Genomic DNA, 1,040 nt, shown 5'->3' with positions numbered 1-1,040 from the left:
CATTGAGTTCGCCATAACTCAGCTCTTCGTCCTCATGAACCACCGCCACCGCATCGGAGGCCTTTTGCACCTGCTGTTCGAACAGTTCGTGGATGCACTGGTCCGACGGGTAAGGCGCCTGCGTCCGGTTCAGATCCTCCAGCAGGTAGGTCCGCTCTTCGGCCGGCAGGATGTCGATTCGGCCGACCGGCTGGCCCGCATCGGCAACCATCGCCCGCAGCAGTGCCAAAAGATAACCACGCTGGCGCGCGATCGTCGCTTCGTCGAACAGCGCGCTCGCATAACGCAGCGTTCCGGTGATGACCTCGCCATGCTCGCAAAGGTTCAGTTCGAGATCGAACTTGACCTGATCGAGCCCCTCCCCCGCAGCCTCCACGCTCAGCCCGGGAAGATCGAAGGACCCGACCGCATCGTTCTCCCAGGCCAACCCGACCTGGAACAGCGGCGTGTGATCGAGAGCCCGGGGCGGCTTGACGATCTCCACAACCTGCTCGAACGGCAGGTCTTGGTGTTCCTGTGCCGCCAGCGCCGTGCGCCGCGTGCGCTCCAGAAGCTCGGCCACGCTCGGCTCGCCCGACAGGTCCAGCCGAAGCGCCAGGGTGTTGACGAAGAAGCCGATCAAGTCTTCGATCTCGCGCCGGCCGCGATTGGCGCTCGGCGCACCGATGACAAGGTCGTCCTGCCCCGACAGACGCGACAGCACCGCAGCCCACGCCGTCAGCACCGTCATGAACAGCGTCGTGCCATGCTGCCGGCTCAGCCGCTTCAGCCCGCGCGTCAGCTCCGCATCGATGACAACGGGAACATTGGCTCCGGCAAACGACTGCTCGGCTGGCCGCGGCCGGTCCGTCGGCAGCGCAAGACGCGCCGGCGCGCCGGCCAGGGTCTCGCGCCAATAGTCCGCCTGGGTCTGCAGCCGTTCCCCCGACAGCCACTGGCGCTGCCAGGCGGCATAGTCGGGATATTGGATGGCGAGCGGCGGCAAAGGATCGTCCTGTCCAGCCAGAAACGCCCGGTAGAGGCTGCTCAGTTCCCGCACG

Annotated in this window: 1 protein-coding gene; it reads right to left on the bottom strand. The window is 66.1% G+C overall.

Features of this window, described 5'->3' with window-relative positions:
* The coding region (locus PY650_RS36510; RefSeq protein WP_285884955.1) for a condensation domain-containing protein at positions 1-1,040 on the bottom strand (1,040 nt) is incomplete at both ends.

It is taken from the genome of Martinezella calliandrae, from assembly GCF_030272695.1.
Taxonomy (GTDB): domain Bacteria; phylum Pseudomonadota; class Alphaproteobacteria; order Rhizobiales; family Rhizobiaceae; genus Rhizobium; species Rhizobium calliandrae.
Note: the sequence above shows the minus strand (reverse complement) of the source record. Positions and strands in the feature narration are given on the sequence as shown.